This is a genomic window from Lentzea sp. NPDC051208 (assembly GCF_040682435.1).
GTDB lineage: Bacteria > Actinomycetota > Actinomycetes > Mycobacteriales > Pseudonocardiaceae > Lentzea > Lentzea kristufekii.
Genome location: NZ_JBFBAW010000015.1, coordinates 82,891 through 109,239, shown reverse-complemented (window position 1 = coordinate 109,239; position 26,349 = coordinate 82,891). Strand labels below are relative to the sequence as shown.

General features: G+C 71.4%; 29 protein-coding genes and 1 pseudogene. 15 read left to right on the top strand and 15 right to left on the bottom strand.

Going from position 1 to position 26,349, the window contains the following annotated elements; genetic code table 11:
• Positions 1 to 13: 13 nt before the first annotated feature.
• Complete coding sequence (locus AB0M48_RS32245) at positions 14 to 850, top strand: hypothetical protein (RefSeq protein ID WP_363849167.1); 837 nt, start codon at positions 14 to 16, stop codon at positions 848 to 850.
• 45 nt (positions 851 to 895) lie between these two features.
• On the opposite strand, the gene AB0M48_RS32240 is transcribed toward AB0M48_RS32245, so the two are convergent.
• Positions 896 to 1,252 carry a DUF6401 family natural product biosynthesis protein gene (locus AB0M48_RS32240; protein ID WP_363849165.1) on the bottom strand — a complete coding sequence of 119 codons (357 nt, stop codon included), beginning with the start codon at positions 1,250 to 1,252 and terminating at the stop codon, positions 896 to 898.
• A 114-nt stretch (positions 1,253 to 1,366) separates the two neighbouring features.
• Here AB0M48_RS32240 and AB0M48_RS32235 point away from each other — a divergent pair, with 114 nt between their 5' ends.
• The 4 genes from AB0M48_RS32235 to AB0M48_RS32220 are packed head-to-tail and all read left to right on the top strand — an operon-like array spanning position 1,367 to position 2,966.
• Positions 1,367 to 1,708 carry a hypothetical protein gene (locus AB0M48_RS32235; protein ID WP_363849163.1) on the top strand — a complete coding sequence of 114 codons (342 nt, stop codon included), beginning with the start codon at positions 1,367 to 1,369 and terminating at the stop codon, positions 1,706 to 1,708.
• A gap of 57 nt (positions 1,709 to 1,765) precedes the next feature.
• The gene (locus AB0M48_RS32230) at positions 1,766 to 1,954 is read left to right on the top strand and encodes a DUF3072 domain-containing protein (protein ID WP_090064545.1); all 189 of its coding nucleotides are present in this window, start codon (positions 1,766 to 1,768) and stop codon (positions 1,952 to 1,954) included.
• A gap of 55 nt (positions 1,955 to 2,009) precedes the next feature.
• On the top strand, positions 2,010 to 2,462 hold the full coding sequence (locus AB0M48_RS32225) for a general stress protein (protein WP_363849161.1): 453 nt from the start codon (positions 2,010 to 2,012) through the stop codon (positions 2,460 to 2,462).
• A 3-nt stretch (positions 2,463 to 2,465) separates the two neighbouring features.
• Positions 2,466 to 2,966 carry an MSMEG_6728 family protein gene (locus AB0M48_RS32220; protein WP_363849159.1) on the top strand — a complete coding sequence of 167 codons (501 nt, stop codon included), beginning with the start codon at positions 2,466 to 2,468 and terminating at the stop codon, positions 2,964 to 2,966.
• Here AB0M48_RS32220 and AB0M48_RS32215 read toward each other — a convergent pair.
• Positions 2,900 to 3,817 carry a sensor histidine kinase gene (locus AB0M48_RS32215; protein WP_363849157.1) on the bottom strand — a complete coding sequence of 306 codons (918 nt, stop codon included), beginning with the start codon at positions 3,815 to 3,817 and terminating at the stop codon, positions 2,900 to 2,902. The two genes, AB0M48_RS32220 and AB0M48_RS32215, sit on opposite strands and share 67 nt — an antisense overlap.
• Before the next feature lie 173 nt (positions 3,818 to 3,990).
• Between AB0M48_RS32215 and AB0M48_RS32210 the strand changes: the two genes are divergently transcribed.
• Positions 3,991 to 4,353 (top strand): STAS domain-containing protein, encoded by a 363-nt coding sequence (locus tag AB0M48_RS32210; RefSeq protein ID WP_363849155.1) that lies wholly within the window; start codon positions 3,991 to 3,993, stop codon positions 4,351 to 4,353.
• A 192-nt stretch (positions 4,354 to 4,545) separates the two neighbouring features.
• Here AB0M48_RS32210 and ppk2 read toward each other — a convergent pair whose 3' ends face one another.
• The 3 genes from ppk2 to AB0M48_RS32195 are packed head-to-tail and all read right to left on the bottom strand — an operon-like array spanning position 4,546 to position 8,200.
• Entirely contained in the window at positions 4,546 to 5,508 is a 963-nt protein-coding gene (ppk2, locus tag AB0M48_RS32205; RefSeq protein WP_363849153.1) for a polyphosphate kinase 2, read from the bottom strand.
• Positions 5,509 to 5,545: 37 nt separating this feature from the next.
• Complete coding sequence (locus AB0M48_RS32200) at positions 5,546 to 6,355, bottom strand: hypothetical protein (protein ID WP_363849151.1); 810 nt, start codon at positions 6,353 to 6,355, stop codon at positions 5,546 to 5,548.
• A 24-nt stretch (positions 6,356 to 6,379) separates the two neighbouring features.
• Positions 6,380 to 8,200 (bottom strand): sigma-70 family RNA polymerase sigma factor, encoded by a 1,821-nt coding sequence (locus tag AB0M48_RS32195; protein WP_363849149.1) that lies wholly within the window; start codon positions 8,198 to 8,200, stop codon positions 6,380 to 6,382.
• A 245-nt stretch (positions 8,201 to 8,445) separates the two neighbouring features.
• On the opposite strand from AB0M48_RS32195, the gene AB0M48_RS32190 reads away from it, so the two are divergent.
• The 6 genes and pseudogenes from AB0M48_RS32190 to AB0M48_RS32165 all read left to right on the top strand — a co-directional run bounded on the left by AB0M48_RS32190 (position 8,446) and on the right by AB0M48_RS32165 (position 12,856).
• Positions 8,446 to 9,309, top strand: coding sequence for a hypothetical protein (locus AB0M48_RS32190; protein ID WP_363849147.1), 864 nt, complete (start codon positions 8,446 to 8,448; stop codon positions 9,307 to 9,309).
• Positions 9,299 to 9,814 carry a hypothetical protein gene (locus AB0M48_RS32185; protein WP_363849145.1) on the top strand — a complete coding sequence of 172 codons (516 nt, stop codon included), beginning with the start codon at positions 9,299 to 9,301 and terminating at the stop codon, positions 9,812 to 9,814. Before AB0M48_RS32190 ends, AB0M48_RS32185 begins: the two co-directional genes overlap by 11 nt.
• 193 nt (positions 9,815 to 10,007) lie before the next feature.
• Positions 10,008 to 10,197, top strand: a pseudogene (locus AB0M48_RS32180) (MbtH family NRPS accessory protein).
• Positions 10,198 to 10,474: 277 nt separating this feature from the next.
• Positions 10,475 to 11,800 carry a potassium transporter TrkG gene (locus AB0M48_RS32175; protein ID WP_363849143.1) on the top strand — a complete coding sequence of 442 codons (1,326 nt, stop codon included), beginning with the start codon at positions 10,475 to 10,477 and terminating at the stop codon, positions 11,798 to 11,800.
• On the top strand, positions 11,790 to 12,452 hold the full coding sequence (locus AB0M48_RS32170) for a TrkA family potassium uptake protein (RefSeq protein WP_363849141.1): 663 nt from the start codon (positions 11,790 to 11,792) through the stop codon (positions 12,450 to 12,452). Before AB0M48_RS32175 ends, AB0M48_RS32170 begins: the two co-directional genes overlap by 11 nt.
• Positions 12,449 to 12,856 carry a DUF1232 domain-containing protein gene (locus tag AB0M48_RS32165; protein WP_363849139.1) on the top strand — a complete coding sequence of 136 codons (408 nt, stop codon included), beginning with the start codon at positions 12,449 to 12,451 and terminating at the stop codon, positions 12,854 to 12,856. Before AB0M48_RS32170 ends, AB0M48_RS32165 begins: the two co-directional genes overlap by 4 nt.
• 2 nt (positions 12,857 to 12,858) lie before the next feature.
• Here AB0M48_RS32165 and AB0M48_RS32160 read toward each other — a convergent pair whose 3' ends face one another.
• Positions 12,859 to 13,584: an SDR family oxidoreductase gene (locus AB0M48_RS32160; RefSeq protein WP_363849137.1), complete on the bottom strand. Its 726-nt coding sequence runs from the start codon at positions 13,582 to 13,584 to the stop codon at positions 12,859 to 12,861.
• A gap of 80 nt (positions 13,585 to 13,664) precedes the next feature.
• On the opposite strand from AB0M48_RS32160, the gene AB0M48_RS32155 reads away from it, so the two are divergent.
• Positions 13,665 to 14,510, top strand: a complete 846-nt coding sequence (locus tag AB0M48_RS32155) for a LysR family transcriptional regulator (RefSeq protein WP_363849135.1) — start codon at positions 13,665 to 13,667, stop codon at positions 14,508 to 14,510.
• 3 nt (positions 14,511 to 14,513) lie between these two features.
• Here the strand turns inward: AB0M48_RS32155 and AB0M48_RS32150 are convergent, their stop codons facing one another.
• The 4 genes from AB0M48_RS32150 to AB0M48_RS32135 are packed head-to-tail and all read right to left on the bottom strand — an operon-like array spanning position 14,514 to position 19,131.
• Positions 14,514 to 15,407, bottom strand: coding sequence for a dienelactone hydrolase family protein (locus AB0M48_RS32150; protein WP_363849133.1), 894 nt, complete (start codon positions 15,405 to 15,407; stop codon positions 14,514 to 14,516).
• Between the two features lie 21 nt (positions 15,408 to 15,428).
• Positions 15,429 to 16,046, bottom strand: a complete 618-nt coding sequence (locus AB0M48_RS32145; protein WP_363849131.1) for an acetoacetate decarboxylase family protein — start codon at positions 16,044 to 16,046, stop codon at positions 15,429 to 15,431.
• Positions 16,036 to 17,685, bottom strand: coding sequence for a GMC family oxidoreductase (locus AB0M48_RS32140; RefSeq protein ID WP_363849129.1), 1,650 nt, complete (start codon positions 17,683 to 17,685; stop codon positions 16,036 to 16,038). The genes AB0M48_RS32145 and AB0M48_RS32140 overlap by 11 nt, the downstream gene beginning before the upstream one ends.
• A gap of 3 nt (positions 17,686 to 17,688) precedes the next feature.
• The gene (locus tag AB0M48_RS32135; protein ID WP_363849127.1) at positions 17,689 to 19,131 is read right to left on the bottom strand and encodes an NAD(P)/FAD-dependent oxidoreductase; all 1,443 of its coding nucleotides are present in this window, start codon (positions 19,129 to 19,131) and stop codon (positions 17,689 to 17,691) included.
• A gap of 71 nt (positions 19,132 to 19,202) precedes the next feature.
• On the opposite strand from AB0M48_RS32135, the gene AB0M48_RS32130 reads away from it, so the two are divergent.
• On the top strand, positions 19,203 to 20,231 hold the full coding sequence (locus AB0M48_RS32130; protein WP_363849125.1) for an AraC family transcriptional regulator: 1,029 nt from the start codon (positions 19,203 to 19,205) through the stop codon (positions 20,229 to 20,231).
• 13 nt (positions 20,232 to 20,244) lie between these two features.
• Here the strand turns inward: AB0M48_RS32130 and AB0M48_RS32125 are convergent, their stop codons facing one another.
• The 3 genes from AB0M48_RS32125 to AB0M48_RS32115 all read right to left on the bottom strand — a co-directional run bounded on the left by AB0M48_RS32125 (position 20,245) and on the right by AB0M48_RS32115 (position 24,336).
• Positions 20,245 to 20,994 (bottom strand): SDR family oxidoreductase, encoded by a 750-nt coding sequence (locus AB0M48_RS32125; RefSeq protein ID WP_363849123.1) that lies wholly within the window; start codon positions 20,992 to 20,994, stop codon positions 20,245 to 20,247.
• Positions 20,995 to 21,095: 101 nt separating this feature from the next.
• Positions 21,096 to 23,801, bottom strand: coding sequence for an AAA family ATPase (locus AB0M48_RS32120; protein ID WP_363849121.1), 2,706 nt, complete (start codon positions 23,799 to 23,801; stop codon positions 21,096 to 21,098).
• Positions 23,802 to 23,820: 19 nt separating this feature from the next.
• On the bottom strand, positions 23,821 to 24,336 hold the full coding sequence (locus AB0M48_RS32115; protein ID WP_363849119.1) for a hypothetical protein: 516 nt from the start codon (positions 24,334 to 24,336) through the stop codon (positions 23,821 to 23,823).
• Positions 24,337 to 24,414: 78 nt separating this feature from the next.
• On the opposite strand from AB0M48_RS32115, the gene AB0M48_RS32110 reads away from it, so the two are divergent.
• Positions 24,415 to 24,864 carry a MarR family transcriptional regulator gene (locus tag AB0M48_RS32110; RefSeq protein WP_363849118.1) on the top strand — a complete coding sequence of 150 codons (450 nt, stop codon included), beginning with the start codon at positions 24,415 to 24,417 and terminating at the stop codon, positions 24,862 to 24,864.
• Here the strand turns inward: AB0M48_RS32110 and AB0M48_RS32105 are convergent.
• Together AB0M48_RS32105 and AB0M48_RS32100 are read right to left on the bottom strand one after the other, a co-directional pair.
• On the bottom strand, positions 24,827 to 25,750 hold the full coding sequence (locus AB0M48_RS32105; protein WP_363849116.1) for a hypothetical protein: 924 nt from the start codon (positions 25,748 to 25,750) through the stop codon (positions 24,827 to 24,829). The genes AB0M48_RS32110 and AB0M48_RS32105 overlap by 38 nt on opposite strands.
• Positions 25,747 to 26,271 (bottom strand): SigE family RNA polymerase sigma factor, encoded by a 525-nt coding sequence (locus AB0M48_RS32100; RefSeq protein ID WP_363849114.1) that lies wholly within the window; start codon positions 26,269 to 26,271, stop codon positions 25,747 to 25,749. The genes AB0M48_RS32105 and AB0M48_RS32100 overlap by 4 nt, the downstream gene beginning before the upstream one ends.
• Positions 26,272 to 26,349 lie beyond the last annotated feature (78 nt).

Below are 26,349 nucleotides of genomic sequence, written 5' to 3'. Positions count from 1 at the left end.
AAGGGAGTTCGACATGGACTTCGAACAGGGGCTTACTGACGCCTGGCGCGCCGTGGCCACGTTCGTGCCCAAGCTCGCGGCGTTCCTGCTGATCCTGCTGATCGGCTGGTTCGTCGCGAAGGCGGTGAGCAAGCTCGTCGACAAGGTGCTCGAACGCGTCGGTTTCGACCGTCTCGTGGAGCGCGGCGGCATCCGCAGGATGCTCGCGAACAGCAAGTACGACGCCTCTGACCTGCTCGCGAAGCTGGTCTACTACGCACTGGTGCTGATCACGCTGCAGATCGCGTTCGGCGTCTGGGGCCCGAACCCCGTCTCCCAGCTGCTGACCGGCATCGTGTCGTGGCTGCCGAAGGCCGCGGTCGCGATCATCATCGTCGTCGTGGCGGGCGCGGTCGCCAACGCCGCCAAGGACTTCATCGGCGGCGCGCTGGGCGGTCTGTCCTACGGCCGCGTCCTCGCCAACATCGCGTCGATCTTCATCTGGGCGCTCGGCATCATCGCCGCGCTGAACCAGATCGGCGTCGCCACCACGGTCACCACGCCGGTGCTGATCGCGGTGCTCGCCACGGCCGGCGGCATCCTCGTCGTCGGTGTGGGCGGTGGCCTGGTGAAGCCGATGCAGCAGCGCTGGGAAGGCTGGCTGGGACGCGCGGAGCAGGAGCTGCCGCAGGCCCAGGCCCAGGCGGAGGCGTACCAGCGCGGGCGTGAGGACGCCGTGCGCACCGGTACCCCGGCCCAGGCCGAACCCGTCACCGCGCCGGTGCCCACTGCCGCCCAGGTGCCCACCGCCGCGCGGCCGGTGCCCGGGCAGGACCCGGTGCTCGGCGAGCGGAGGCCGGACGAGCGCTGACCGAGGTTCACCGACGAGGCGCACCCGGCCGGGTGCGCCTCGTTCTCATGTGAGCTTCGGAAGCGCGTGCACGTCGTCGGTCAACGGCCTCGCGTCGTGCAGGTGCGCGAGCTGACACACGGCCATCAGGCGGACACCGAGCCACGACGTGGGTGTCCAGTCCGGGTCGAGCGCGTTGTCCAGCAGGCCCCGGCCGTACGCGGCGAGGAGCACGACCGCGCCCACCGTGCCGGCTCCCTCGACGCCGAGCAGGAGGATGTCGCGCACCGCGGCGCCGTGCTGGTCGACCTCGGCGGCGAGAGCGGGGGTGAGAGCGAGGGTCGCCCACCCGGCCACGCCGATCCGGTCGGAGAGTTCGGAGATCCACTGTCGCGCGTTCTTCTCGCGCCAGGTCACACGCATTCCGACACCGTAGCCGCATCCGGTGAAGTGCTGGTTTGAGGGCGCTCGAACCGGGTACACGGGCGCGTGCGCGTCAAGCAGTCGGCGCGGAGCTTCCGGCTGTGAAGGCAGGCGATGACCATGACCACCGAACTCGACGAACCGTCGTCGCGGCACCAGCGCGCGGTCGTGCTGGAGAAGCTGGACAACGCGGTCTGCACCGCGCTCGCGGGTGTCGACCCGGACGAGGCCCGCCGAGGCCTCGAGGAGGCGCTGGCGGCCTGCTCGGCCGCGCACGCCGCCGTGTCGCCGCGGGTCGTGGGCTGTGTCGAAGCCGCGGGTGAGCACCTGCGCTACAGCGAGCGGATGGAGGCCCGGATGCTGCTGACCGTCGCTCACCGGCTGCTCAGCGGTGTCTCGCGCTCGATGGCCGTACCGGCTCCGTCGACTCCTGGTGACGTCGTTCTCGGCCGGTGATTGGAGCACCGCCGCCCTGGGTACCTCGAACGCACGTTCGAGTGAAAGGGGACAGCGGTGAACCGCACGCCCGAGAAGGACCCGCAGGACTGGACGACCGGTGACGAGCCGATGACCGGTCCGCAGGAGTCGTACCTGCACACCCTCGCCCAGGAAGCGGGCGAGGAGGTGCCTGCCGAGCTCACCAAGGTGGAGGCGTCGCAGCTCATCGACCGCCTCCAGGAGAAGACCGGCAGGGGAAGCTGATCGTGTTGAACGCGGTGGCCGTGGGTAACCGGATGACGTGGACATCAAGCACGAAGTGACCCAGACGGAAGTCAGCCAGGCGGACTCGTCCCTGCTGGCCAGTTTCCCGAACTACCTCGACGCCCAGCGCCTCGTGGACCGGATGTCCGACGACGGGTTCCCGGTGGAGAGCGTGCGGATCATCGGCGACGGTGTCCGGACGGTCGAGCAGGTGACCGGACGCATGACGCGGGCCCGCGCCGCGGCGACGGGCGCGGCCAGCGGTGCGTGGTTCGGTGTGTTCATCGGCGTGCTCTTCGGGCTGTTCACGGCCGGGCAGACCTGGGCCTGGTTCGTGTTCATCAGCCTCGCCGTCGGCGCGTTCTGGGGCGCGGTCTTCGGGTTCGTGGCGCACTGGAGCACGCGCGGACGCCGTGACTTCGCGAGCACCATGACCCTGCAGGCACGCCGGTACGAGGTGCACGTCGACCGGGAACGTGCTGCCGAAGCGGCCAAGTACGTGCTCTGAGCCATGCAGACCTTCCTGCCGTTCCCGGACTTCGCCGCCACGGCGCGTGTGCTGGACCACCGCCGGCTCGGCAAGCAACGGGTCGAGACGCTCCAGGTCCAGCGCGCGCTGCTGGTGCCCGGCCACGGCTGGCGCCACCACCCGGCGGTGAAGATGTGGGCGGGCCACGAGGAAGCGCTCGTCCGGTACGGCATCGAGATCTGCGCGCAGTGGCGCTCGAAGGGGTTCCGGGACACCTGCGAGACGACGATGCGGTCCGACCTGGCCCAGGCCAGGGGGATCGTCGTCGTGCGCACTCAGGACGAGCTGGCCGCCGCGGACGAACTGCCCGCCTGGCTGGGCGACCCCGAGGTGCACCTCAGTCACCAGTCGGCCCTGGTGCGCAAGGACCCCGCCCACTACCGCAGGTTCTTCCCGGCCGTGCCGGACGACCTGCCCTACGTCTGGCCGCCCACGCTGACCCGCACGGTGAACCCGTCGGCGTCGCGGCCCATGGACACGTAGTCGCACGTGCGGTGCAGGATCCACAGCCCGAGCCCGGCCGACCTCGTCTCGGTCGTCGGCACCAGGCCCGCCATCGGATCCGACGGGCCGGGCCCGTGGTCGCTCACCGCGAGCACCACGCGTGACCCGTCGGCCCACAGGCGGAAGCGGACCGGCCTGATGCCGTGCGTCAGGCCGTTCGTGACGATCTCGCTGGCCGCGTAGACGGCGTCGTGCGCGGCGTCCTCGTCCAGGTCCATCCCGTCGATCGCGGTGCCCACGGCCTCACGGACCGCACCGGCCGCAGGGTCGACGAGTTCGAGCAGCGGGACGCCCTCCTCGAGCGCGTCCGGGAGCTGCTGGGACGCGGCGAGACCCTCGCGGTAGCCGGGGTTGGGCTCGTGCGTGCCGGGCGCGGTGGCGACGTTCGGGTGGGTGCTCACCACGTCGGCCAGCACGGCGGCGGGCGTCGTCCTCGTGTCGTACGGGCACAGGCCCCACACCGGGAACTCGGCGTACGCCTGGTTCGCCGCGGCCTCGTAGCGCGCCCACCAGTCCCAGCTCGCACCCGTGCCGGGGTGGGGGACCTCACCGACCACGCGCATATGGCGCGCACCGTCCGCCGTGTGCTCGCGGAAGAGGTCGCGGTAGCTCGCGATGGCGTCGGACGGGCGGGAGTACTGGTCGGAGGCCGGCCGGAAGATCACATCGGTGCGGCCGAGCGCACCGCGCAGCAATGCGGTGTTCTGCTCGGAGCACGCCACGACACACGGCTCACCGCCGCGCAGACCGTCCTCGATGAACGGCACGGCGTGCGCGAGGAAGTCGTCGTCGGTGCCGTAGAAGGCGGTCTCGTGGAAGAAACCGGTCACGAGGACCGATGTTACGCCTCTTTTTCGGTGGTCCATCTGGGGGAACCTGGCTTTCGGCTGCTGGCCGGAGGAGGCCGATCCGCGTACACACGTGGACTGCGCTACCGTCGACATGGGTTGAGCAACCAGCCCGTTGGACGGTCATGCGTGCCGTCATAACTGGAGGTTGCCACGTGCTCACTGACGGTCAAGTCCCCTTCCGCACCGACTGCAAGAGCGTGGGCGCCGCGGTCCTCGTGCACGTGGCCGGTGAGATCGACTTCACGACCGTCCCAGACCTCGCCGAACGCCTCGGTCAGGCGGTCAGATCGGTCACCCCGCCCGCTCCCGTCGTCGCCGACCTGAGCGGTGTGCGGTTCCTCGGTGCCCAGGGCATCGGCCTGCTGCTCGACCACCAGGACCTGTGCCTGCGCCGGGGCAGCGCGCTCGTGGTCGTCGCGAACACCGCCGCGGTGCTGCGGCCGTTGCAGGCACTGGAACTGATGAGCGTGCTGGGCGTGCGTTCGTCCGTGCTGGACGCGCTGACGCCGGCCTGAGCACCCGACCACCACCCGTCCGCCGTGGTTCTCACTGGCACGCGGGGCCCCCGCGTGCCCTCCTGGAGTACGAAAGGTCCCCGCGTACTCCTGCAAACTTGAGCCGGACCCGCTCACGTCTGGGGGTGTGGGGTAGCCCGTCGTTGTGGTCGAGCCCTCATGCCAGGTGCTTGGCCCGCAGGGTCGGTCGCGTCACGGGTGCAGACCCGGACCCGGTTCGGCGCTCGGAGCGATGGGGGTCGGGCTGAGGGCGGTGTCGTCCTCGCCTTCTTCCAGCAGCGTCGCCGCGGGGCCGACGATGCGCAGGTCCGGAGTGCCGACGACCTCCAGGTCCTTGTCGTGGTAGTCGAAACGGGCGAGGACGCTGCGCATGGCCTCGATGCGGGCGCGCTTCTTGTCGTTGCTCTTGACCACCGTCCACGGCGCGATCTCGGTGTCCGTGGAGCGCAGCATGGCGACCTTGGCCTCGGTGTAGTCGTCCCAGTGGTCCAGTGACCTGATGTCGTTGGGACTGAGCTTCCACTGGCGCACCGGGTCGATCTGCCGGATGACGAACCGGGTCCGCTGTTCGTTGCGCGACACGGAGAACCACAGCTTCACGAGCAGCATGCCGTCCTCGACGAGCATCTGCTCGAACACCGGTGCCTGCCGCATGAACAGGTCGTACTCGGCCTGGGTGCAGTACCCCATCACGTGCTCGACGACGGCGCGGTTGTACCAGGACCGGTCGAACAGCACGATCTCGCCCGCGGTGGGAAGCCTGCGCACGTAGCGCTGGAAGTACCACTCGCCCTGTTCGCGCTCGCTCGGTTTGTCGAGTGCGACCGTGCGCGCGCCCCGCGGGTCGAGGTGTTCGGTGAACCGCTTGATCGTGCCGCCCTTGCCGGCGGCATCGCGTCCCTCGAAGAGGATGACGAGCCGTTGCCCGGTCTCGGCCACCCAGTGCTGGAGCTTGAGCAACTCGATCTGCAGCAGCCGCTTGAGGCGGTCGTACTCGGCGCGGGGCATCCGTTCGGTGAACGGGTAGTTCTCCTGCCAGGTGAGCACCTCGCGGCCGTTCGCGTCCAGGAGGATCGGTTCGTCGTTGTCCGGGAACTCGGCGGTGTAGCCCTCGGCGAGTAATTCTGCGGAATCGACAGTCACGAATTCGTACATACCCGACGTATCTGCGGCAAAAACCGGCCGTGGGGCCCTACCTGTCCTGGTCCGCCGGCATCGGGTTCGCCCGCGTCCAGTCGTCGACGTGGAACGGCGATCCGCCCCTCGCCTGAGACGCGTGCGCGACCACCGCGGCAGGCAGCCGTCCGTCGGTCAGGCCGAGCCGGTCGCGGTAGTCGGAGGCGAACGCCGCGGCCACTTCGGCGGAGGTCAGCGCCGGTGCGTAGTCGGCCAGGCCGGCGATGGAGCTCTGCCGCAGTTCGTAACCGAGCGCGCGCGACACGTCCGTGATCACGGCGCGCACCCGGTCGGAGACGGCGACCTGGACCACCGTGCTGAACAGGGAACCGGTGGCGGTGACCCGTTGCGCGGAACCCACGACCTTCGTGACGCCCCCGACGTTGATGCTGTACTCGCCGGGGCAGTACTCGCCCTGCACCTCGCCGATGCGCGCGTCGACGTCGCCGAGTCCGCGCAGCACCCGGACGTGGCTCTCGGCGTTCGCGGCGAAGGTCGCGCTGCCCGCGTGGCGGATGTCCGTGGTGCTGTCGAGGTGGTCGATGACGACCGCACCACCGTCGTAGGCGACCATCCGCCCGCCCGGCGACCTGACCACCGGCTCGAAGCCCGCCTCGCGTGCCAGTGCGGTGGCCTCGGCGATGCCGGGCGAGCGGAGGTCCCTGCCGCTGAAGGCGACGGTGGGACCGGCCGGCACGTAGATGTGCACGAGCTGGTGCCACGCGGCGCCGGGGGTGCGCAGCAGCAGTGCCGGGACCACCAGGTCGGTGATCGCGGGCCCGGTGCTCCCGGTGACCAGCAGGCGGGCGTTCGTCTCGGTCGACACCCCGTGATTCTCGACGACGGCGGATCAGCCCGCGGCGCGGTACGCCTCACCGGCCTCGTTCGGGGTGCCGCCGGGGGTGTAGAGGCCGGTGCCGGGCTTGTCCGCGGGCAGTGCGAACCAGGCGTAGCGCTCGACGTACGGGAGGCCCTCCATCATCGCGCTGGAGCCCTTCGCGAAGGCGGCGAGCTGTGCCCGGGTCGGGAAGCGGGCCGTGCCGCCGGAGAAGTCGATCAGCGAGTACTCGGTCAGCCAGATCGGTTTGCCGTACCGCGCGTGCACCGCGGCGAGGTAGTTCCGCAGGTGCCCGACGGCGGCGTCGCTGAAGTCGGAGCCGTACCAGTGCACCGTGACGAAGTCGACGCGCAGGCCTCGCTGGGCCGCACCGGTCATGAACCGGTCGAGCCAGCCGCCCGCCTTGTCGCCGCTGTGCGCGACGGCCGGGCTGCCGAGGCGCAGGCCGGTCGCGGCCAGCTTCGGCCACAGGTCGAGCGCCTGTTCCGGGGTCATGTTCGCCTGGTCGGGGAAGTCCGGCTCGTTGAAGCCGAGCAGCACCTTGCCGTTCGCCTTCGCCTTGGCCAGGGTCGCGTCGTCGGTGAACTTCGCGCCCCAGATCATCGGCACGAACTCGACGTTAGGAGGCGTGGGGACACCGTCCGGGTGCGCGGCCCAGTTGTAGTACCAGCCCGCGCGGACGTCGGTGAGCGCTTTGCCGACACCGTCGAAGTTCCAGGTGCTCACGCCCTTCTTCACCGACGCCGTCACGGGAACGGCGGGCGGCGGCACGGGCTTGGCGGACGTGGTGGTCGTCGACGGCGGTGCCGATGACGGGACGGACGAGGTGGTGGTGGCCGGCGGGGACGTCGTGCTCTCGGCGGTGGCCACCGGGATCGCGCGGGCGACCGGCTCCTCGCCCGAGGGCAGCACGGCGACCACGACGCCGGCCGCCAGCACCGCGGCCGCGGCGGCCGCGAGGGGCTTCACCAGCGCGCCCTTCAGCAGCAGGCTGACCTTGCCGCCGGTGACGGGAGTGGAGGTGACCTGGGTGATCGACACGTGCGACCCGGTGAGCGCGGCCGGGTCGAACCCGAACGCGGCGGGCAGCGGCACCAGGGGCAGTCGCGCGAGCAGCCCTTCGACGGACGCGAGGTCGCGCCCGCAGCGTTCGCAGCGGGCGCAGTCCCGGCTGTGCCGGGCGATCCGCTTGCGCCACAACGGACTGGGCACGCCGTCCCACTCCGCGACGACGTGGGCCAGTTCCGGGCAGCGCGGTGTGCGCTCCAGCGTCCGCACGACGATGCGCGCGGCGTCGAGCTGGGCCTTGACCCGTTGCACGCGCACGGCGGTGTGCTGCGGCGTGAGCTCCAGCGCGGTGGCGACCTCCGCGCGGGTCAGCCGTCCGGCCGCCTCCAGCCACCACAGCGACAGCAGTTCGCGTTCGTCCTCGCTGAGCCACCGGGTGGCCGTGACGACCTCCCGGCGCTGTCCGGAGAGCTGCAGCCGCATGATCGTGAGGTCGACGAAGTCCGCGCCGGGGTCGGCCACGTCCTCCGGCACCGGGCCGGTGATCGGCAGGCGCTGGTGGTCGCGGTGGCGCAGCCGGATCTGGTTCATGGCGATCACGACGAGCCACGACCGGAACCCGGCGGGATCGCGCAGCCCCGGCAGGCCGTGCACCGCGCGCAGCATGGTCTCCTGGACCACGTCGTCGGTGTCCGGGTGACCGCCGAGCGCGTGCCCGACGATGTTGTAGACGAGGGGCAGGTACCCGCTCACCAGGTCGTCGAGCGCACGCTGGTCGCCGTCCCGCGCGGCCGTCACCGTCGCGACGCCGGGTTCCTCGGTCATCGCCATGCCCACCTCACTTGCCAGTCCGGGGTCTCTGACCAGGAGATGTCCCCGGCGGCCGGTGATAACGAAAAATTTCTGCCGACGTGCACGCTACGACGGGTCGCGGTGTGTGCGGATGCGATCACAGCGGGCGTTCTGTGAAGGATCACATAGGAAGCCGATTGAACCCTTTTCGTTCTTGACGGCCGTGCTACCTGCGACAACACTGCCTCGGACAACGACGAACCAGCTGGGAGCGCCCTTTGCTCAACGCCTCCGAGCCCACGAGTCCGGGGCCCGTTCGCCGCTTCTGGTGGCGCAGCGGCCAGCGGACGAGACTCGCGATCGCCTGTGCCGGCGTCCTCGGGGCGCTCGCCGTCACCGGCGCGGCCGGCTTCAGCGGCGACGCGCGTCCCTCCGAACGCGGCGGGCCCGGGGTGGCCGTGCACCGGGGCGACTCCTTCGAGGTGACCGTCCGCGCGGTGTCCGGGGTGGACCTGTTCGAAGGCGTCGAGCCCGACACCGGACGGGTCTTCGGTGCCCGCGTCGCCGGGGTGAACGCGGCGCCCTGCTGGCAGTCGCAGTCCCTGGCGGCCGCGGAGAACCTGTTGCGCGGCAAGAAGGTGCGGCTCACCGCCAAGAGCGACGGCGAGACCGGCACCGATCGGCTCCTGGTCGACGTGGAGCTGCCGGACGGGACGGACTACGCGCAGACGGTCGTCGGTGAGGGCACGGCGTCCGCGGACCTGGCGGCTCGCGGGGATCTCGCACCGGTCGAGTCGGCCGCGCGCCGGCAACGCCGCGGCTTGTGGGCGGGTGGGTGCACCGGCTACCGCGACGACGTGTTCGCGACGTCGTCCAGCACGCCGCAGACCTCGTCCACCACCACGCCGGTCCCGACGACAACGACGACGCCACCGCCGCCCGTGATCACCACGACGATCGAGAAGCCGTCCCCGCAGCCTCCGTCCACGACCACCGCGGAGCCCGGCGACGAGGAGTGGCTCGGCAGGTTCGTGGGCAGGCGCTGCTTCCTCGAAGGGGCACGCAAGACCTCGCCCAAGGGGACCGAGATCGTCTGCACCCGCGGCCCCAAGGGACAGCTGAGGTGGCAGCGTGCGGACTGAGGAACATCTGGACCTGTTCGCCGAACAGGCCGACGCCGGCTCGACGCCCACGAGGGTGGACGGCGGACGGCCGCGCGGGCTGACCGCCGAGGGCTGGGTGCGCACGACGGGCTGGCTGCAGGTCGGCGATCATCCCGTGAGCTCGGTGCTGCTGGCCGCGCTGGCAGGGCTGTTGCAGGCGCTGGTCGGAGCGGCCGCGCTGGTGACCGAGTTCCCGGTCGCCGCCGGTGTCCTGACGTTGACGGCCCCGGTGCTGTCCGGACTGGCGTGGTGGCTCTTCACGACGCGGCTGCGGCCTGCCTCGACGGCCCGCAACGTCGACACGTGTCGCGCGGGCGAACTGGAGCCGGGTGACGTCGTCCGGCTGCACGGCTCGATAGGACCGATCGGCCAGGTGGCCGAGGTGGCCCTGGGCGACGACGAGGCGAGGGTCGTCCTGCACGGCGGAGGGCAGCGCACGTGGGCTCGCGGCGACGTGGTCCACCTCGCGGAGCTGCTGCGCTGAGCAGCGGCGAACTGCCGGTTCCGTCCCATGATCAGCGCTGCCACCAGCGCGTTGCGCACCACCAACGTAAAGCGATGTGCCGGGAACTGGTGGCGAGGTGAGGATTCTCGGGCCCATCGAGGTGTGCGGCCCGGACGGCCTCGCGGTGCTGAACGGGGTGCCGACGACCGCACCCTCCAGTCAGGAATCTTCCATGCGCACGAGCCCATTTGATGACGAGGACGGCCGCTTCTTCGTGGTCGTGAACGACGAGGGCCAGCCCGCCCTCTGGCCGGCGACGGTCCAGCCGCCAGGCCTGCCTCGACCACGTGAACCAGCACTGGACGGACATGCGGCCGCGCAGCGTGCGGGAGCAACTGGACCGGCAGGCCGCCGGGAGGTGACGGGACGGCGCAGCCCCGCCGGACCCCGGTGAGGCTGCGCCCGGCACGTCCGGCTGGGGTGCCTGGTGTGCGTGTGCCGAGGTGCGCGGGCATGTCCGGCGTGCCCGCCGCGACTCGTCCGGCGTGCCCGCCGCGAGTGCCCCCGCCGTGCCCGCGCGGCTGCCTCCGGCGCGGTCCCACCCATGTCCGGCCGTGTCCCGCCGGATCCGGGTGAACCCGTGCCCGGCACGTCCGGGCGCGTCCCGACGTGCCGGGCCGGACGATCTAGGCTGTCGCGGTGATCAACGGGTGGCGGCACCCCGCCCGCCTCGTCGTACTCGCCTTCCTGGCGGCCACCGTCGCCGGCACCGTGCTGCTGATGCTGCCGGTCTCGGCCGAGTCGGGCCAGGCCACGGGGTTCATGGACGCGCTGTTCACGGCGGCCTCCGGCATCAGCGGCACGGGGCTTGCCGTGGTCGACACCGGCTCGCACTGGTCGGTGTTCGGCGAGGTGCTGCTGCTGGTGCTGTGGCAGATCGGCGGCTTCGGCATCATGACGCTCGCGTCGGTGCTGGCGTTGCTGGTCTCGCACCGGCTGAACCTGCAGATGCAGCTCACCGTGAAGGCCGAGACGAACACGCTGAATCTCGGCCAGGTCCGCAGGGTCGTCGCGGGCGTGGTCACGGTCAGCCTGGTCGTGGAGGCGATCGGCGCGGTCGTGCTGGCGCTGCGGTTCTGGCTCGGCTACGGCGAGTCGTTCGGGAGCGCGCTGTACTCCGGGGTCTTCCACTCGATCTCGTCGTTCAACAGCGTCGGCCTGGCGCTCTACCCCGACAGCCTCATGCGGTACGCCACCGATCCGTGGGTGTGCCTGCCGATCGTGGCGCTCTCGGTGCTGGGCGGGCTGGGCTTCCCGGTGCTGTTCGAGCTCCTGCGCCGCCGTCGCAAGCGGTGGTCGCTGCACACCAAGATCACCGTGCCCGTGTACCTGGGCATGATGGCGTTCGGCGCCCTGGTCGTGCTCGTCGTGGAATGGGCCCGCTCGGGCACGCTCGGGCCGTACGGCGTCGGCGACAAGCTCCTGATCGGACTGTTCCACGGCGTCATGCCCGGCTCGGCCGGGTTCAACACCGTCGACGTGGCGCAGCTGCAACCCGCCACCCTGCTCGTGTACGACGTGCTGATGTTCGTCGGCGGCGGCAGCGCGGGCACCACGGGCGGCATCAAGGTCACGACGTTCGCGCTGCTCGCGTTCGTGCTGCTGGCCGAGGTCCGCGCCGAGCCCAGCGTGCACGTCATGGGCCGCCGGCTGAGCGCGGAGGTGCAGCGCCAGGCGGTCACGGTCGCGCTGCTGGGCGTGGGCGTGGTGATGGTCGCGACGCTCGTCCTGCTCGCCACCACCTCGTTCCGCCTCGACGCCGTGCTGGTCGAGACCACGGCGGCGTTCGGCGGCGTCGGCATGTCCACCGGCATCACCCCGCAGCTGTCCCCGACCGGGCAGTTCGTCATCATCGTGCTCATGTTCATCGGCAGGGTCGGGCCGATCACCCTGGTCTCGTCCCTGGCGCTGCGGGAACGCCGCCGGCGCTACGAACTACCCGAGGAGCGACCCATTGTCGGATAAGCACCCGTCCCGCGTCGTAGTGCTCGGTCTGGGCCGCTTCGGCAGGTCGGTCGCGCTCGAACTGATCGCCCTGGGCACCGAGGTCATGGCGATCGACTCGGACCCGAAGCTGATCCAGCGCTACGCCGACGACGTCACCCACGCCGTCGTCGCCGACACCACCGACGCCGAGGTCATGCGCCAGCTGGGAGTCGACGAGTTCCAGCGCGCGGTCGTCGGCATCGGCAACAACCTCGAAGCCAGCATCCTGACCACCGCCGTGCTGGTCGACTTCGGCATCCCGGACATCTTCGCCAAGGCGATCAGCCGGGAGCACGGCCGCATCCTCGAACGCGTCGGCGCCCACCACGTCGTACTGCCCGAGCACGAGATGGGCGAACGCGTCGCGCACGTCGTGGCCGGCCGCGTGCTCGACTACATCGAGATCGAGGACGACTACGCGATGATCAAGGCCCGGCCGCCGAAGGAGGCGATCGGCAAGCCGCTCGGCACGAGCAAGCTGCGGGCCAAGTACGGGGTGACGGTGGTGGGGGTGAAGCGTCCGGGGGACGGTTTCACCTATGCCACCGCGGACACCGTGATCGAGAGCGGTGACGTGCTGATCCTCGCCGGGAAGGTCGCCGACGTGGAGCGCCTCGCGGACCGGGCGTGACCGGTTCGTTCTGGTGGGACCTGCTGATCGGCGTGGCGGTCGCCCTGGCACTGACCTGGCTGGCGCTGATCGTCGCGCTGGTGGTCGTCCGCCCGCGCGGAGGCCTGCTGCGCGAGGCGCTGCGCCTGTTGCCCGACGTGCTGCGCCTCGTGCGCAGGCTCGCCGCGGGCAGGTCGTTGCCGCGCGGAGTCCGGGTCCGGCTCTGGCTCCTGATGGTCTACCTCGCCCTGCCGATCGACCTGATCCCGGACTTCATCCCGGTGCTCGGGTACGCGGACGACGCGATCATCGTCACGGCCGTGCTGCGCGGCGTGGTCCGCCGCGCGGGCATCGACGCCGTCCGCGCGCACTGGCCCGGCACCGATGACGGGTTCGCCGCGGTCGTCCGCCTCGCCGGACTCTGACGTCACCAGGGAATCACGCCGTCGTCGTCGAAGAAGCCGCCGCGCGGCCCGTCGTCCGGCAGGGTGGCGAGCCGGACGGCGATCGCGGCACCCTGCTCCGCCGTGCGCGGCGCGGCGAAGCCGGTGAAGTCGGTGGCGACGTAACCGGGACAGGCGGCGTTCACGATGACGTTCGTGTCCGCTAGTTCGCGGGCGTACTGCGCGGTGATGCTGTTGAGCATCGTCTTCGACGGTGCGTAGGCGGCGAGCGGCGGCCCGGTCTGCAGCGCGAGTGAACCCATGTTGCTGGACATGTTGACGATGCGCGGTGATTCCGCCTCGCGCAGCAGCGGCAACATCGCATTCGTCACGCGCACGACGCCGAACACGTTGGTGTCCAACACCGTGCGCACAACGTCCAGGTCCAATGTGGACGGATTTTGGACGCCGCCGTCGGTGCGCCCGCTGATGCCCGCGTTGTTGACGAGCACGTCGAGCCGGCCCGTCGTCTGCTCGATGGCCTTCGCCGCGGCGGTGGCGCTGTCGTCGGAGGTGACGTCGAGCGCGACCCCGAACGCGTCGATGCCGTTGGCGCGCAGGCGTTCCACGGCATCCGCGCGCCGGAGGTCGTCACGTGCCCCCACCGCCACGGTGAACCCGATCGCCCCGAGACCCTGGGCGATGGCGAAACCGATTCCCTTGTTCGCGCCGGTGACCAGCGCGGTCCTGTTGTCGCTCACGTGAGCCATGCTCGGCGCAGAGGGCGCGACCTGTCCAAGATCGATTCAGTACGCTGTGATACTCCACGGGTATCAGTACGCTGAAGTGCGTGCACGATCTCGAGACCCGCGAACTCCGCTACTTCGTCGCCGTCGCGGAGGAGCTGCACTTCGGCCGCGCCGCCGAACGACTCGGGATCGCCCAGCCGCCGCTGTCCCGCGCGATCCGGCAGCTGGAGCACCGGCTCGGCGTCCAGCTCCTCGACCGCGACCGCCGGGGCGTGGCGCTCACCGACGCGGGCCGGGTGCTGCTGCACGAGGCACGCCCGGCGCTCGACGCGGTCGCGGCCGCCGCGCGCCGGACGCGCCGCGCGGGAGACCCCCGCCGGCCACTGGTGCTCGTGACCAAGGCGGGGGCGTCCCACGAACTGCTGCAACGGCTGCTCGGCGCGGCCGAGGCCGAGACGCCGGTCGAGGTGTTGTTGTGCGAGGTCGGCGAGCAGGCGGGGCTGCTGCGCGACGGAAGCGCCGACGTCGCGATCATGCACCGTCCGTTCGACGACCTCGCCGGGTTCGACACCGAGGACCTCCTGACGGAGGGTCAGGTCGCGATCCTGCCCGCGGCGCACCCCCTCGCGGCACGTGATCAGCTCACGTTCGCCGAGGTCCGCGACGTGCCGGACCTGCCGATCGCCCGGTGGCCCCGGCTCGACGGGTCCTATCCGGACGGACCGGGTCCGGAGGTGCGCACGCAGTCGAAGCTCGCTCAGCTCGTGGCGCTCGGCAGGACGTTGCTCGTCATCCCCGCCTCCAGCCGCGCCTGGCAGTGGCCGGAGCACGTCGCCGTGCCCGTCGTCGACGCTCCCGACGTCACCACGGTGCTCGCGTGGCAGCCGGGCAACCGGTCGCAGGCCTTGGCTTCGTTCGTTCGCACGGCGGCAACGCTCTGGCCGTGACGGTCACTCGGTTCCCTCGAACGTCACCGCCGAGTCGGTGCGGGCGGGAGTGCCCCAGACGAAGTCACGGGCCGCCGCGTCGCCGGCGAGGTAGTGGCGGAACCACGACGTGAGCACCCGTTTCGCCGCGACGAGCTGAGCGGCCCTGGTGATGGAACCGTTGTCGCAGAACAGTCCCGACGAGTCCATGAAGCCGCAGTGGAAGCCGCCGGTGATGGTGCGGAGCTGCTTCGACGGCGGCTTGGCCGCGAACATCGGCCGCTGGTGCTCACCGACCGGGGTGATCGTGTCCTGCGATCCGGCGAGGAACTGCGCCGGCACCCGCAGCGTCGCGGCCGCCGCTTTCGCGGAGGGGTTGGTCTCCGCCGCCGCGTAGGTCGAGACCGCCGTGATCTTCGGGTTGCGCGCGGCGGCGAGGACGGCGGCGCCTCCGCCCATCGAATGCCCCGAGACACCCAGCGCCGTGGTGGTGATGTGCTCCCGGAAACGGGAACCCGCCGTGCCGTCCTGGGCGACGAGCCAGGTGAGGCCGGTGTTGAGGTCGTCGGCGAAGGCGCTGTGACTGGGGCTCAGACCGCCCTGGGTCGTGGGCACCACCACGACGAAGCCCCACGAGGCGAGGTGCGTGCTCGTGCTCGTGTACTTCGACGTGGCCTGGAAGAAGCCGTGCCCGAAGGCGATCGCGGGGAACCGGCCGGTGGCGACCGGCTGGTTCACGCCCGAGGCCGTCGCCGGGTAGTGCACCCGCGCCGGGACGGACCTGCCGCCCGCCACGGCGGTGACATCGCTGTACGCCACCGGATACGCGCCCTGTAGGCCGTAGTCCGGTGGCGCGGCTAACGCCGGTGTGGCCAGCGTCGAGGCCACCAGGGCGAGTGTGATCGCGAGAACGCGCATGAGCTTCTCCTCATGAGATCGTCAGGGAGATCCGAATCGCATGTGCAGGGTGGAGACGGCCAGGTGCAGGCGTGGCCGCGCCGCGCGGAGCCAGCCGAGTTCGCCGTCCGGCGTGATGCGCCAGTGCAGGCGGGTGAGGCTGACCCGAGCGGACGTGCGTAGTTCCGTGCGCTGTGTTTTGCCGCGCAGGGTCTGCCAGACCGACGTGGTCAAGCGGACGGGAAATGATCGCGACGATCTGCGGGTCTCGGTGGCGGAAGCGATGACGTCGCCTTCGTCGTGAGCTGTCGCATCGAGGTGCGGCTCGGTGGAGAAGGTGAAGCCCGCCAGCAGTTTCGGGATTCCCCACAGTGCTCGCGCACCCTGCTGGGAGGCGCTGTCGTCCACCATGATGTCCAGAATGGACAGACCGGGACGGGCCTTCCGGCGCACCAAAACCGCGGCCATCACCTCGTGGTAGGCCAGTACACCGGGCGGCTGGTAGTCGACGAACGCCGACACCACCAGCACTCGGCCGAACAGGCTCAACGGCACCACGTCCGGCGGTGGCAGGGGCACGGCCGAACGTGGTGCCGTCCACAAGGTGAGCCAGCCCTGTCCGTGCAGGTCCCACGGCTCGGCGGGCCACTCACTCGGCATCGTGCACCTCCACGTCGTGACGCAACGCGGCGGGCGCGCCGTCCGGGACCGCCGGACGGCGCGGTGCCACGGCGTTCACCCGCAAGTATGCGGCGCCCGGTTCCGGACGCGGATCAGGCTCGCCCTTGTTGGGCCACAACGACATCGCCCGCTCCGCGAGCGCGGTGATGGTCAGCGCCGGGTTCACGCCGAGGTTCGCCGGGATCGCGGAGCCGTCGACGACGTGCAGGCCGGGACAGCCGTACACGCGCTGGTACGGGTCGACCACGCCCGTGGCGGGGGAGTCGCCGATCACGCAGCCGCCGATGAGGTGCCCGGTCAGCGGGATGTCCACCAGGTCCGTCCACGCCCCTCTGGCCACCCCGCCCGCCTTGGCCGCGAGCCGCCGCGCCACGTCGTGCCCGGCGGGGATCCAGGACGGGTTCGGAGCGCCCTCGCCCTGCGTGGTGGTCATCCGCCCGCGCCTGGACACGGTGGTGAGCGAGTTGTCGAGACTTTGCATGACCAGCAGGGCGATCGTCTCCTCGGACCACGCGCGCGGCGTGTGCATGCGCAGCACCGAGCCGCGTTCGCGGAGGAGCTGGGCGAGGCCGCGGCGCAACCGCGCGGGACCACCGTCGACCAGCGTCGTCATCAGCAGTCCCATGAGGTTGCTGCCCCTTCCGTACCGGACCACCTCGACGTGCGTGTCGGCGTTCGGGTGGATGGACGACGTGATGGCGAGACCGCGGGAGTGGTCCACCCGGCCGCCGGGCGTCCGCACGGCCACCACGGCCTCGGAATTGGTGCGGCACAGGAACCCGAGCCGCGGCGAGAGACCGGGCAGGCCACCGCGGTCGCGGATGCGGTGGAGCAGCCGTTGCGTGCCCAGTGACGCCGCGGCGAACACGACCTGCGAGCCGGTGAACGTACGCGTCGCCCGTCCTCCGGTGCGTCGTGCGGTCACCTTGTACCCGCTCAGGTGCGGTCGCACGTCCACGACCGTGGTCAACGGCCACACCTGCGCCCCGGCTCGTTCGGCGAGGTGGAGGTAGTTCTTCGGCAGCGTGTTCTTCGCGTTGTGACGGCAGCCGGTCATGCACGAGCCGCAACCGACGCAGGTGTCCCGCTTCGGTCCGGCGCCGCCGAAGTAGGGATCCGTGCCGCTCGGTCCGAAGTGGACTCCGACCTGGGAGGTGCGGAACGTGGGTTCGACGCCGAGGTCGATCGCCACGTCGCGCAGGAACCGGTCACCGTCGGTCCGACACGGGTTGTCGGCCACCCCGAGCATCCGTGACGCCTGGTCGTAGTGCGGGGCGAGCTCGTCCTCCCAGTCGGTGATGTGCTCCCAGCGGGAGTCGCGGAAGAAGGACGCCGGTGGCCGGTACAGGGTGTTGGCGTACACCAGGGATCCGCCGCCGACACCTGCTCCGCTGAGCACGGCGACGTCGCGCAGCGCGGTGATCCGCTGGATGCCGGTGCAGCCGAGGGACGGGGCGAACAGGTAGTCGCGCACCTGCCAGGACGTCTCGGGCAGCTCGTGGTCGGCGAAGCGCCGCCCGGCCTCCAGCACGCCGACGCGGTAGCCCTTCTCCGTCAGCCGCAGCGCGGTCACCGCGCCGCCGAACCCCGACCCGATGACGAGCACGTCGTAGTCCACGGCTCACACCTCCACGGTGCTGTGGACGGGTTCGAAGTCCTCCGCCCGCAGCCGTGCGGTGCGGCGCAGGTACTCCCAGGTGCCTCCCGGCCAGTTGGTGGTGATCGCCCCGTCGGCGGTGCGGTACCACGACGAGCACGTGCTCCACACGCCCTTGGCCAGCCTGGCGGTCATCTCGCGGTCGAACGCCTCGGCCACGTCGCGGCGCACCTCCAGCACCGTGCCGGTCTCCGCGAGGTGGCGCACGGCGGACACCACGTACCGGCACTGCGCCTCGATCATGGTGATCACCGAGTTGCCCCCGAGGTTGGTGTTCGGGCCGTAGACCAGGAAGAGGTTCGGGAAGCCGGGGACGGTCAGGCCCAGGTGGGCGCGGGCACGACCGGCCCACGCCCCGGCGAGGTCCTGACCGCGGCGCCCGGTGATCCGCAGGGGGAGTCCGAAGCCGGCGACCGTGAACCCGGTGCCCCAGATCAGCACGTCCGCGGGGTGCTCGCGCCCGTCGCCCGTGCGCAGGCCGTTCTCGGTCACCTCGGTGATCGGCTCGGTCACCACGCCGACGTCCGGCCGGGTCAGGGCCGGGTACCAGTCGTTGCTGAACAGCACCCGCTTGCAGCCGGGCTGCGTGGCCGGCCGCAGAGCCGCCCTCAGCGCGGGGTCGCGGACCTGGACCCGGCGGTGCGCGGCGGCGACGGCCGCGACGAGTGCGCGGGACAGCCGTCCGGCGTTGAGCAACCCGGTCAGCGCCTCGCCCGCGAGCCACACCCCGCCTCGCGCGGCACGCAACCTCGACGGGTGCGACCGGCCGGTCAGCCGCGCGTCGGGCTTCGGCAGCACGTGCGGGGCCGACCGCTGGAACACCGTCAGGCGGCCCGTGACCGGCGCGATCCGCGGCACGAACTGGGCCGCGCTCGCACCCGTGCCGACCACGGCCACCCGCTTGCCGCGCAGGTCGACGTCGTGGCGCCACGCGGCGCTGTGGAACACCTCTCCGGTGAAATTGCCGAGGCCCGGCAGAGCCGGGATCGACGGCGTGCTGAGCTGTCCCACCGCGCAGACCAGCACGTCGGCCTCGACGGTGCCGCCGTCGGCCAGGTCGACCCGCCACCGGGTGCGCGTCTCGTCGAACGAGGCCGCCACCACCTCGGCGCCGAACCTGATCCGGTCGCGCACCACGGCCGCCGTGGTGCGCAGGTAGCGCAGGATGTCCGGCTGGGCCGAGTACCGGCGTGGCCACGAGGTGCTGGGGGCGAAGGAGTACGAGTAGAGCGAGGACGGCACGTCGCAGGCCGCGCCGGGGTAGGTGTTGTCCCGCCAGACGCCGCCGGCGTCGCTCGCCCGCTCCAGCACCGTGAACCGGTCGAACCCGGCTCTGTGCAACGACAACGCGACACCCAGCCCGCCGAACCCGGCACCGATGACGACCACCTCGGGTTGTGCTCTCACGTGATCGACGCTAGGAACAACCACCCGTTCGCACCAGGACAACACCGGCCGCGCAGTTGACAATCGCGGCCATGAGGTCGTTGGCCGAGCCGGTCGTCCGGCACTGGGACTTCCCCCGCGGCGTCGCGAGCGTCGCACTCCTGCTGCGCTTCGGCGCCGAGCACGGGCTGGCGGCGGACAGCCTGCTCGACGGCAGCGAGATCGACGCCGCGCTGCTCGCCGACCCGGTCGCCGAGATCGAGGCCCGCCAGGAGCTCGCGGTCGTGCGCAACCTCGCCGGCCTGCTGCCGCACGCGGGTGTCGCCGTCGGACGCCGGTACCACGCCACCACGTTCGGCGTGCTGGGCTACGCGTTCCTCAGCGCGGCCACCCTCCAGGACGCGATCACCACGGCCCTGCGCTACCTCGACCTCAGCTTCGCGTTCACCGCCCCCACCGCCGTGATCGACGGCGACCGGCTCGTGCTGGCGCTCGACAGCGGTGCGCTGCCGGACGAGGTGGCGTCGTTCCTGGTCGAACGCGACCTCGCCGCGATCCACACCGTCGTGGGGGAGCTGCTGACCGGTGCCGTGCCGGTCCTGGGTGTCGACTTCGCCCACGCCGAACCGCCGGACGTCCGCGGGCACGAAGAGGTCTTCGGTGTCCGGCCACGCTTCGCGGCGGGCGCCGATCAGTCCGTTGTGGACGTCTCGGTGCTGGCCGAGGCCCTCCGGCTGGCCAGTCCGGAGACGACGGCGATGTGCGAGGAGCAGTGCCGGACCCTCGCCGCGCGCCGCAGGGAGAGTCCGGGGGTCACCCAGGAGGTGCGCCGCCTGCTCGAGTCCTCGGTGCGGTTCGAGGAGAGCATGTCCGCGGTGGCACGGACGCTGGGCATCAGTCCGCGCACGTTGCGCCGCCGCCTGGCCACGTCCGGCACGAGCTACCAGGCACTGCTGGACGAGGTCCGCGCGAAACGAGCCGTGCGGCTCCTGACCGACGGGGAACTGTCGGTCGAGGCGGTGGCCGAACGGCTCGGTTTCGCCGAGGCCGCGAGCTTCACCCACGCGTTCCGCCGCTGGTTCGGCGTGACTCCCGGCAGGTACGGCCGTCCTCGGAGGTGACCCGGTCCGCGGATCAGCCGTAGCAGGCGCCGAAGGAGATGTTGACCTGCGTCGAGGTGATGCTGCGGCCGTGCTCCGACGCGACGAACGCGGCGACGTTGCCCACGTCGGCCATCGTCGCGGCGCGCTTGAACGGCGACGCGTCGACGATGTGCTGCCGGGGGCCTTCCATCTCCGGGGTGTCCGGGAAGGTGTCGATGATGCCGCCGGTCAGCAGCGTCACTGTGCGGACCCCGTGCGGTGCCAGTTCCACGGCCCACTGGCGGCGCAACGACTCGACGGCGTCGAAACCGATCTGCACGTTGCCCATGCCGGGGCTGATGTTCGCGTGGTCCGAGCCGCCGAAGAAGAGCAGCACGCCGGACTCCTGCTTCACCATGTGCCGGGCCGCGGCCTTGGTGGTGATCAGCTGCGTGGTCAGGGCCCTGCCGATGGACGCGGCGAAGTCCTCCGTGGAAATCTCGGCCAAGGGCTGGAAGATCCCCTCGCCGGTGATGACGTTGACCGAGATGTCCACGCTGCCGGCCTTCTCCGCGACGGCGTCGATGTGGTCGTTCACCGAGGAGGCGTCCATCGCGTCGACGACGGCCGTCTCCACCTGGCCGCCCGCCGAACGGATCCGCTCCGCGACGGTGTCGAGCTTCGCGGGCGTCCGGCCGGCCAGGAAGACCCGCGCGCCCTGGGCGGCGAAGGCGTCCGCCATCGCGCCGCCGATCGAGCCGCCGCCCCCGTAGATCACCGCGGTCTTGTTCTCCAGCAACATCTTCTTCTCCTTCTCGTCGGGGAAGAAGCTATGCCGTGGTCGCCCTGGTCCACATCGGTCACGTGACTGGCGTGGGACCGGCGGGAGCGGTCGCGGTTAAGTCATCCGAGGCCGAGCTGCGTCAGTTCGATCCTCTTGGTGACGCCCAGTTTCGGGTAGGCGCGGTACAGGTGGTGGCCGATGGTGCGAGGGCTCAGGAACAGGTGCGCGCCGATCTCCTTGTTGCTCAGGCCGGTGGCCGCCAGCCGGACGACCTGCACCTCCTGCGGGGTCAGGTTCTTCAGCACGTCGGCCGGTTCGGGCGCGGGGCGTTCGCCGAGGGCGGTGAGTTCGGCCGTCGCCCGTGCCTGCCAGGTCGACGCGCCCAGCCGGGTGAAACCGGCGAGAGCGGCGGCCAGTTCGGTGCGCGCCTCGCCGCGCCGTCTCCGGCGGCGCAGCCATTCGCCGTACAGCAGCCGGGTCCTGGCGAGGTCGAACCGCCCGTCGTGCAGGTCGAGCGCCGCCCGGTAGTGCTCTTCCGAGTCCTCGACCATCGCGTGGCAGCGCCGCGACAGCGCTGCCGCGACAGGACTGTCCACGTGCGCAGCCCACCGGTCGAACGCCGTGAGCTGCTCGGTGACGCGCTCGGGACGGCCGTCGCGGACCGCCGCCTCCACCAGGTCCGGGACGGCGCGGACGAGGAAGTCGTACCTGGCCGGGCTGGTGCACACGGCGTGCAGCGCGTCGAACGCCGCGCCGTACCGCCCCGCGGCCAGGTCGAGCAGCCCGAGGCCCCACCCCACCATCGCGGTGCCGACGGCGTGACGTCCCCGCAGCACCGGCAGCACCTCGGCGGCGAGCTCACGGCAGCGCGCCTCGTCGCCCGTCACCGCGGCCAGCCACACGGACGTCGACCGCAGCACGGCGACCTCCATGGCCATGCCGAACTCGGTGCTCAGCGCGACCGCCTCGGCCAGGCTGGTCCGCGCCGCGACGAAGTCGCCGTGCAACGCCTGGGCGAAGGCGAGGATCTCCTGTGCGTAAGGGATCCAGGTCAACGCTCCGGTGGCGCGCGCCTCCGCCACCATCGCCTCCATCGCCGCGATGGTCGCGTGGTCGTCGGCGAGCATCAGGCCGCTGAACCCGGCGACGACCCGGTGCATGACGTCCTCGTCCGGCAGGTGACCGATCTCCAGCATCGCGCGCAGCGGAGCGCGGGCGTGCTCGGGCCGGCCGCTCAGCAGGTCGCCCCAGCTGATGAGCGCGTCGGCGGCCAGGCGCGGCCGCGATCCCGGCCGCAGCGCCAGCCCGGCCATCATCCGCCCGCCCTCGGCGACCACCGGCAGGGCGCCCGCGTCCCGGCCGGCGCAGATCATCTCGGTCAGCATGACGACGGCCCGTTCGGGATCGCTTTCCTTGACCAGCTTCGCCGCCTCGGCCGCGAGCGCGGCGTCCGCCTCGGGGGACGTCCGCTCGTACTCGATCTGCCCCCGCAGCAGCGTCGCGTCCGCGATGACGGCCGGATCGGTGGCGAGGGACGTCACCTCGACGGCCAGGCGGGCCGCGCGGTCGGGCTTGCCCGCGTCGTAGGCGGCGAGCGCCGCCTTGGCGATGCGCCGTGCCTTGAGCTCGGGGTCGACGCTCAGCCGGCCGGCGCGGTCGTACGCGGCGGACACGGCCATGGCCCCGCCCCGCCGTTCGGCCCGCAGCGCGGTGCGTTCGAGCTCGGCGGCCACCGCCTCGTCCGGTTCGGTGGTGGCGGCCGCGAGGTGCCAGGCCCGGCGGTCGAGGACCTCCGGGGAGACGAGGGCGTCGGCGAAGGCCCGGTGGACCGCGATCCGCTGGTGGTGGGTGGCGCACTGGTAGGCAGCGGCGCGCACGAGCGGGTGCCGGAACGTCAGCTCCCCGTCCGTCACGCTGATCAGGCCCGCGCGTTCGGCCGGGTCCAGGTCGGCGGTGTCCGCGCCGAGCGCACGGGCGACGCGCAGCACCGTGTCCATGCCTGCGAAGCGGTCGGCGGCGGCGACCAGCAGGATCGACTGGGACGCAAGAGGCAGCCCGGTGATCTGCGCGTGGAACGCGTCCCGCACCCGCAGGGTGACCGGCAACGGCCCGACCTGGTGCGCCGGCTCCGCCCGCCCTTCCCGTTGCGCGGCAAGCCTTGCCGCGCCGAGTTCGAGCAACGCGAGCGGGTTGCCGTCGGCCTCCTCCAGGACCCGTGCCCGCATCGGCGCCGTCAGTCCGGGACTGCGCTCGTCGAGCAACCCCGCCGCCGCGTCCGGCGCCAGGCCCGGCAGCCGCAGCTCCTCGATGCCGGGCGTCGGGAACGGCACGGCCGTGTCGCGGACCGCGAACAGCATCAGCACCGGGTCCGCCTGGAACCTGCGCGCCGCGAACAGCAGCGCGTCCGACGACCCGCGGTCGAGCCACTGCGCGTCGTCGACCACGCACAACAACGGTTGCTCCGCGGCGAGTTCGGCCAGCAACGTCAGCGTGGCCGCGCCGATCAGGAACGGCGTCGCCGTGTCGCTGCTCAGCCCGAACGCGCCCCGCAACGCGGCGGCCTGCGGGGCGGGCAGCAGGTCGAGCCGGTCCAGATAGGGGTACAGCAGCAGGTGCAGCGCGCCGAACGCCAGCTCGGCCTCGGATTCGATGCCGACGCCGCGCAGCACCCGCATGCCCCCGGCCGAGGCCACGGCGTGGTCGAGCAGCGCGGACTTGCCGATCCCCGCGTCGCCCCGGACGACCAGTGCCGCGCTGACACCGGAGGACGCGTCCCTCAGCAACCGCTCGACTTGGGTCCGTTCGCCATCCCGGCCGACCAACATGGCACGAGAGCCTAGGCCGTCAGCTGGGCACTCCACTCTCAACAGGGCGTTCCGAGACGTCGGTGAACGTCTGCCTGACGATGCCGATCCACCAGACGAACGTCAGCGCGATGATCGTGGGGTTCTTGAGGAACAACAGCACGGCCAGGTAGGTCTGCCTGGCCGACGGGGGCAGCAGCGCTGACACCACGTGTTCGGCAAGCACCTCGAACACCGCGAACGCCACCGCGAGGAAGACGACCTGCCACACGAGGCTGCGCCAGTGCCGGCGCGCGAACTCGCGGCCTGCGCTCCAGCGGAACGTCCGCCCGGCCACGGCGATCCTCCACACGAGCACCACCAGCGCGATCCGGGCGGCGAGCACGACGACCTCGGAGGCCGTCGCGACCACGGGGTTGATGTCCTCCGACCAGTTCACGGTGATCAGCCGCTGGACCGACGCGATCAAGGACAGGCCCACCACCAGCCCCAGGTGACGCGTGTAGCACCACCAGGTCCACCTCGGCACCTCCAACGCCAGTGTGAACTCACTCATCTGTTCCCCCTCGATGCTTCAGTCAACTGAACAATTTAGTTCAGCATACTGAAATATCGACTGCGGTAAAGTGGCGGCGTGGAAGGTCGAGACGCCGGACGTGAGCTCAGCACCGCCGTGGTCGCGTTCCACGAGGCGGTGGGCGCGAGCCTCGGGGTGACGGCCGTCGACCAGCGCGCGCTGGCCGTGATCATGGGCGCCGGGTCGGTGTCCGCGGGGGAGCTGGCCAGGGAGATCGGCCTGACGCCCGGTGCGGTCACCGGCGTGGTCGACCGCCTCGTGCGGGCCGGACTGGCCCGCCGCGAGCCGGACCTGGAGGACCGCCGCCGGCTGGTGATCACGGCGGTCCCCGGCGCGTTCGGCGACGCCTTCGCCGGGTTGAGCAAGGCGATGGCCGAGCTGACCGATCGCTACACGCCCGCCGAGCAGGCGGTGATCGCCGACTGGGTGGCGAACACGATCGGCGTGCTGCGCGAGCAGACGCGGATCCTCACTGAGCAGCGAGCGTCACCTCCCAGTCGCCCGTGACGCGTTCGGGGATGACGGTGATCTTGACGGCCTGCCCCTTCGCGAGATCGAGCCCGTCGACGTTCTCCCAGTCGGAGGGCTGCAGCCACGAGGTGCCCACGCCGTAGGACCAGTGCGAGTAGTCCAGGACGACGACGTCGTTGACGAGCACCCGGATCCTGCCGGGTGTGTTCGACCGCAACTCCATCAGGTTGTCGCCCGGCCATTCGATCGTGACCTCCCTTTGTCCAGCCGGAGTCGCCGGGTCGGGCCGCAGCACGATCGCCGGCTCCGGCTGGGTGGCGGGGAACGTCGCCAGCGTCTGGGGGCGCGGGGGGAACGAGTACTCGCTCACCGGTACCACCTCACCGATACCGACGGCGAACGTGCCCTTGGCCGTCGTGCGCCGGGGTTCCACGGTCAGCGTGATGACGGACGGCTGCCCCACCACGACGTCGAAAACGCCCCAGTCGCGCACCCTGCGCGAGCCGCCACACCCGTCGCGTTCGGTGTAGGGGTGGCCGTTGACGACCAGGGTGGTGAACATGCCGTCGCCCCGTCCGGTCTCGCAGTGGGTGAACAGCACGAGGTCCAGCGACTTCGGCACGAAACGCAGGGTGGTGCTGGTCGAGGGGAGGTCACCCCAGGCCTGGGCGACGAGCCGGGCGCCGTCCTGGTACTCCGGCAGGCTGCGTGGCGGCACGGCGGGTTCGGACTGCTCGATGCGGGGGAGCAGCGCGAAGACGATGCCGACGAGCGCGAGCACCACGCCGGCGACGCCCAGGACGGCACGGCGGCGCTTGCCCGCGGTCACCCTCGCCCGCACGCCCGCCATGCGTGCCTCGTGGGCGGAGTCGGTGATCTCGGCGCGCTCGCGCAGCACCTCGGTGAGGTCGCTCAGGTTCATCGCCACACACCTTCGAACGTGATCGTGTCGTCGAGCCGCAGCTTCGCCAGTGCCTTGCTCGCCTGGCTCTTGACCGTGCCGACGGAACAGCCGAGCAGCCCGGCCACCTGAGCCTCGGTGAGGTCCTCGTAGAACCGCAGCACCAGCACGGCGCGTTGCCTGCGCGGCAACCGGCCCAGCGCCTGCCAGAGCCACTCGCGCTCGCCGACCGCGTCCTGCGGCGGCTCGCCCGCACGTTCCGGCAGCTCACCTGTCGGTTCCTCGCCTCTCCACCGGCGCCGCCACCAGGTCGCGTGGGACGTCACGATGATCCGCCGCACGTAGGGCTCGGGGTCGCCGTCGACGCGATGCCACGAGCGCCACGCCTTGGCCAGCGCCGTCTGCAGCAGGTCCTCCGCGTGGCCGGTGTCCCGCGTCAGCAGAAAAGCCGTTCGCAGCAGCCGTGGCGACGCGACCGCCACGAACTCCTCGAACCCTTCAGGTGAATGCAGCACTTCCGGCCTTTCCGCTGTGTCCGTCACTGCTACTACCAGTCGGGCGCCGCGAATGGTTGCCCCGCGTGCGGCTCGCTCTAGTACGCCCCGAGCCCCCTCTGCTGA

What these genes read in the sequence shown, in the direction of transcription:
- AB0M48_RS32240 (WP_363849165.1), bottom strand. Translation starts at nt 1,252, where the DNA reads ATGCGTGTGACCTGGCGCGAGAAGAACGCGCGACAGTGGATCTCCGAA.
- AB0M48_RS32195 (WP_363849149.1), bottom strand. Translation starts at nt 8,200, where the DNA reads ATGACCGAGGAACCCGGCGTCGCGACGGTGACGGCCGCGCGGGACGGC.
- AB0M48_RS32145 (WP_363849131.1), bottom strand. Translation starts at nt 16,046, where the DNA reads ATGCCGAGTGAGTGGCCCGCCGAGCCGTGGGACCTGCACGGACAGGGC.
- AB0M48_RS32220 (WP_363849159.1), top strand. Translation starts at nt 2,466, where the DNA reads ATGCAGACCTTCCTGCCGTTCCCGGACTTCGCCGCCACGGCGCGTGTG.
- AB0M48_RS32120 (WP_363849121.1), bottom strand. Translation starts at nt 23,801, where the DNA reads ATGTTGGTCGGCCGGGATGGCGAACGGACCCAAGTCGAGCGGTTGCTG.
- AB0M48_RS32245 (WP_363849167.1), top strand. Translation starts at nt 14, where the DNA reads ATGGACTTCGAACAGGGGCTTACTGACGCCTGGCGCGCCGTGGCCACG.
- AB0M48_RS32125 (WP_363849123.1), bottom strand. Translation starts at nt 20,994, where the DNA reads ATGTTGCTGGAGAACAAGACCGCGGTGATCTACGGGGGCGGCGGCTCG.
- AB0M48_RS32235 (WP_363849163.1), top strand. Translation starts at nt 1,367, where the DNA reads ATGACCATGACCACCGAACTCGACGAACCGTCGTCGCGGCACCAGCGC.
- ppk2 (WP_363849153.1), bottom strand. Translation starts at nt 5,508, where the DNA reads ATGTACGAATTCGTGACTGTCGATTCCGCAGAATTACTCGCCGAGGGC.
- AB0M48_RS32115 (WP_363849119.1), bottom strand. Translation starts at nt 24,336, where the DNA reads ATGAGTGAGTTCACACTGGCGTTGGAGGTGCCGAGGTGGACCTGGTGG.
- AB0M48_RS32160 (WP_363849137.1), bottom strand. Translation starts at nt 13,584, where the DNA reads ATGGCTCACGTGAGCGACAACAGGACCGCGCTGGTCACCGGCGCGAAC.
- AB0M48_RS32105 (WP_363849116.1), bottom strand. Translation starts at nt 25,750, where the DNA reads ATGAACCTGAGCGACCTCACCGAGGTGCTGCGCGAGCGCGCCGAGATC.
- AB0M48_RS32150 (WP_363849133.1), bottom strand. Translation starts at nt 15,407, where the DNA reads ATGCGCGTTCTCGCGATCACACTCGCCCTGGTGGCCTCGACGCTGGCC.
- AB0M48_RS32130 (WP_363849125.1), top strand. Translation starts at nt 19,203, where the DNA reads ATGAGGTCGTTGGCCGAGCCGGTCGTCCGGCACTGGGACTTCCCCCGC.